3 protein-coding genes are annotated in these 4,350 nt (G+C 45.4%); 2 read left to right on the forward strand and 1 reads right to left on the reverse strand.

Annotated features, from left to right (window positions below; translation table 11 throughout):
* The coding region (locus ACYVRA_RS05685; RefSeq protein ID WP_461251783.1) for an aminotransferase class V-fold PLP-dependent enzyme at positions 1-494 on the reverse strand (494 nt) is incomplete at its 3' end.
* A 64-nt stretch (positions 495-558) separates the two neighbouring features.
* Here ACYVRA_RS05685 and thrA point away from each other — a divergent pair.
* Together thrA and ACYVRA_RS05695 are read left to right on the forward strand one after the other, a co-directional pair.
* Entirely contained in the window at positions 559-3,042 is a 2,484-nt protein-coding gene (thrA, locus tag ACYVRA_RS05690) for a bifunctional aspartate kinase/homoserine dehydrogenase I (protein ID WP_461251784.1), read from the forward strand.
* Between the two features lie 30 nt (positions 3,043-3,072).
* The gene (locus ACYVRA_RS05695) at positions 3,073-4,269 is read left to right on the forward strand and encodes a pyridoxal phosphate-dependent aminotransferase (protein ID WP_461251785.1); all 1,197 of its coding nucleotides are present in this window, start codon (positions 3,073-3,075) and stop codon (positions 4,267-4,269) included.
* Positions 4,270-4,350: the final 81 nt, after the last annotated feature.

The raw sequence follows: 4,350 nt of genomic DNA on the forward strand, positions 1-4,350 counted from the left end.
GCTTCCCTTAAAGAAGCAATGTCGGTTACGGCTCCAGTCTCGTTATTTACCGACATAATAGACGCGAAACGAACATCGCCGTATTTATCAATCGCTTTTGTAAAAGTTTCGGCTGTCACCCTTCCCGTAGAATCAACCGCAATACTGCCGGTTGATTTTCCTATTTTGTCCAAAGTTTCCATTCCCTCCCTTACCGAAGAATGTTCCGCAAGAGATGAAATTACCCTTCCTTTTCCTGGACGCGTCAGATTGGAAAAAAGCGCGATACTGTTGGACTCGGTTCCGCCGGACGTAAAGTACAGAGTTTCAGGCGGCACGTTTAAAACACAAGCGCACCGCTTTCTCGCGTCTTCAAGAGCTTGCTTCGCGTATCGTCCTTCGCGGTGATTAGACGAAGGGTTTCCAAACGGAACGGAAATATCGCTCCTTGAATAAGGGGAAGAGGCCGCCCAATCAAGATAAACCCTTTTTAAACCTGATTCAACTTTTTCCATGTTTTTATCGATTACTATTGTAAAAATATAAAAAAATTTAGTATTATTCAATGGGAGTAAAATTATGTTAGTGTTAAAATTTGGCGGTTCGTCCGTTGGAAGCCCAAAAGGGATTGTGCAAATTATCGGAATCTTAAATGACAAAGAATACGCGGGAAACGTGAGCGCGGTAATAGTTTCCGCGTTTTCAGGCGTGACAGACGCGCTTATTAAAATGGCGAATACCGCAGTTAGCGGAGAGTCGTGCAAGAAGCAGTTGGAAGACCTCGGCACTCGCCATAAAGACTGCGCCGCGCATTTCTTAAAGGCGACAGACCGCAAGAACGCGGTTAAAGAAATTGAAAATAGTATAACCTTGCTGTCGCAGATTCTTGACGGAATAACGCTGTTGGGCGAATTATCTTTACGCAGTCAGGATTTAATTATGAGTTTTGGGGAAAGGCTCAGCGCGAATCTTATCGCGTCTATTTTTACGGCGAATAATATTAAAGCGTCGTTCTTGGACGCGCGCGAGCTTGTAAAAACAAACTCCAATTATGGCAAAGCGGAAATTTTAAAAAAAGAAACTGAAGAAAACATCAAAGTTTATTTTAAAGATGTAAAGAAAACATTGCAGGTTGTAACCGGGTTCATCGGTTCTACGACTGACGGATATACGACCACAGTCGGGCGTGACGGTTCCGATTTAAGCGCCGCTGTTTTTGCCGCCACTCTTGGCGCGAAAAAACTTGAAATATGGACTGACGTTGACGGAATGTTGACAGCCGATCCCGATCAAGTTAAGAACGCTTTTCTTATAGATGAAATTTCATATAACGAAGCGATAGAAATTTCCCACTTTGGCGCTAGGGTAATTTTTCCGCCGTCCGTAAAACCGGCTCTTGAAAAAAATATTCCCATTTATGTTCGCAACACTTTTAATCCAAAGGGAAGCGGCACGAAAATAACCGCTAAGGCCGCTCCGGGAAAATACGCTATTCGCGGGATTAGTTCCATCAATCAAGTCGCGCTTGTAAGAATTCAAGGCACCGGCATGGTCGGCGTTGCGGGTTTTTCCGCCCGTCTATTCGGTTCTCTCGCGCGGAAGGGAATCAATGTTATGCTGATTTCGCAGAGTTCAAGCGAATATTCAATCTGTTTCGCGGTTTTGCCGGAAGACATACAGAAGGCCGATACTGCGTTAAAGGAAGAGTTCGCGAATGAAATCCGCAGTTTTTCCATTGAAAGCCCGATTATAGAAAAAGACCTTTCAATAATCGCCGTCGTAGGTTCGGCAATGAAGAATACTTCCGGCATATCGGGGAAATTTTTTCACGCGCTTGGCAGAAACGGAATTAATGTTGTGGCAATAGCGCAAGGGTCTTCGGAGTTAAATATTTCGGCGGTCATATCATCGGCTGACGAAGGTAAGGCGCTTAACGCCATTCACAACGCTTTCTTTTTCGCCCATCAACGTTCTGTCAATCTGTTCCTGATTGGCACGGGATTGATTGGCGGCACTTTATTGGAGCAAATCGCGGACAACTGCGAAAAGTTAGCTGACAATATGCTAAAAATTAATTTAATTGGAGCCGCCGATTACGACAAAATGATTTTTTCTCTTGACGGGCTTGATCCAAAACAAACAAGGAAAACCCTCACTACCAAAGGCAAAGTGGAAGGCACTCAAGAGATTGAGCCGAACATAAAAGGCGCGACCGAATTTATCGAGAAAATGGCGTCTTTCAATCTTCCCAATTCATGCTTCTGCGATTGCACCGCGAGCGAAGACATCGCCTCTTTGTACGAAAAAATCCTTCACTATTCCATACCTATTGTTACGCCAAATAAAAAAGCCAACTCCGGTTCCATGGACTATTACAAACGGCTTACCTCTTATTCAAGGGAAAGGGGAATTCCCTACCTTTATGAATGTACGGTAGGCGCGGGACTCCCGGTTATTTCCACATTACGCGATCTTTTCCTAGCCGGTGATAAGGTAATAAAAATAGAAGCCGTGTTATCAGGAACGTTAAGCTACATTTTCAATAATTTTGACGGTTCAAAGCCTTTTTCCGCCCTTGTGCGCGAGGCGAAAGAGAAGGGCTACACGGAACCGGATCCTAGGGACGACCTTAACGCGATGGACGCGGCGCGAAAAGTTTTAATCCTCGCAAGGGAATGCGGGCTTAACATTGAGTTTAAGAACGTAAAAATTGATCCTATTCTGCCGCCCGCCTGCTTTAATGCGAAAGACATCGCCTCTTTTTTCACCGAATTGGAAAAAACAGACGCTGATTATGAAAAACGGCGCGCCGATGCCGCCGCCGATGGCAAACAACTGCGCTATATCGCCGTAATTGAAGAGGGGAAAGCGAAAATTTCTTTCCGCGCCGAAGCGGAGGGAAGCCCGTTCCGCTCATTAGTTGACAGCGATAATATTGTCGTTATTACGACAAACCGTTATTTAAAACTCCCGATGGTAATAAAGGGGCCTGGAGCGGGCGCTCAAGTTACCGCGACGGGAGTGTTCGCCGACATCTTGCGTACCGCAAGAACGTTGGTTTAACAAATTAGTTTTAATTTTAAGGAGAATAAAATGGCTATTGCGGCGAATATTAAAGACGCGCTTGCATCATCTTCGATGATACGCAAAATGTTTGAAGAGGGCATTCAGTTAAAAAAACAGCACGGGCAAGACAAGGTTTTCGATTTTTCGCTTGGAAACCCCGATATAGACCCGCCTCCTGCTTTTCACGAGGCTTTTGTAAAAATGGCTCAGGAAGACGAAAAAGGCTCCCACGGGTATATGCCAAACGCGGGCTTCCCAAAAGTCAGGGAAGCGCTGGCGAAAAAAGTATGTAAAGAGCAAAATGTTAAAATTGACGGCTCTCATATAATTATGGCGGTTGGTGCCGCTGGTGGTCTTAACGCGGTCTTCAAGACAATCTGTAACCCGGGCGATGAAGTTATCGTGTCGCGCCCCTATTTTATGGAGTACCGCGCCTATACTTCTAACCACGGCGCGAAACTCGCGGAAGTTGACTCTCTTGACGATTTTAATTTGGATATTGCCGCTATCGGCGCGGCGTTAAACGAAAGAACAGCCGCTATCCTTATAAATTCACCTAACAATCCTAGTGGAAAGGTTTATTCCGCTTCCGTCCTTGCCTCTCTTTCTTCCCTTCTTGGGGAACACGGAAAAAAGACCGGACGTTTTCCGTACCTTGTTTCAGACGAGCCCTACCGTGAAATTGCGTATAACGTAGAAGTTCCGCCTGTTTTAAGCTGTTATGGCGAGTCCATCGTTGTCAGCTCCTATTCAAAAAGCCTGTCTCTTCCCGGCGAGCGAATCGGTTTTATCGCTGTTAGCCCAAGCGCAAGCGGCAAGGACGATCTTTTAAACGGTTTAATTTACACTACAAGGATACTTGGGTTTGTAAACGCCCCCGCTTTAATGCAAAGGTTAGTAGGCTCTTTAACTGAAGCGCGGATAGACGTTTCCATTTACGAAAAAAGAAGGGACGCTTTTGTAAAAGTTTTGAATAACGCCAGTATTGAGTACTCCATGCCTCAGGGGGCGTTCTATCTTTTCTGCAAAGTCCCAAAGAGCAAAACAGGCAGGAAGGAAACTGGCGACAACGCGTTTGTCGAACATCTTAAAAATCATTTAATTTTAGGAGTGCCGGGAAGCGCTTTTGGAAAAAGCGGCTGGCTGCGTTTTGCCTACTGTGTTGACGAAAAGATAATTAACGCTTCACAAAACGCTTTTAAATCGGCAATGGAAAGCTGGTAAACCGCGGGAGGAAGCATGGAGCCGAATCTTAATCATCGCAAGGCAAGCGTTAATCTGCGGCTTGTTACGGAAGACGGAACG

Source organism: Treponema sp. R8-4-B8, assembly GCF_054786175.1.